Consider the following 374-nt stretch of genomic DNA (forward strand, 5'->3'; position numbering starts at 1 on the left):
GCAGTACTCGCATGCATGGTCTTCGGCTTTGCTGCATCTGCATCCGCAGTTGATCTGGAAGCTAAAGGTAAATTCCAGTTCCAGATGAACTTCATTGACAACTATGACTTCCAGTCCGTTAAAGACGGCGGCGACAACGAAGATGATCTGAACTTCTGGTTCCGTGCTCGTGCACAGTTCCGCTTCATCGCTAACGAAAACCTCTGGGGTGTTCTGTACACTGAGTACAAAACCCGCGTAGGTTCCAATAACAACGGTCAGGTTGAAGGCACTGACGGCGACCCCGCTAGCCTCAACACCCTGAACGTTAAAAACGCTTACCTGCAGTACCGTTTCCCCGGCACTGAAATCCTGACCACCGCTGGTATCAAAAA

Annotated in this window: 1 pseudogene; it reads left to right on the plus strand. The window is 50.5% G+C overall.

Going from position 1 to position 374, the window contains the following annotated elements:
• Positions 1-374: pseudogene (locus FMR86_RS20330) on the plus strand (hypothetical protein); the annotation flags it as partial.

Source organism: Desulfovibrio sp. JC010, from assembly GCF_010470675.1.
GTDB lineage: Bacteria > Desulfobacterota > Desulfovibrionia > Desulfovibrionales > Desulfovibrionaceae > Maridesulfovibrio.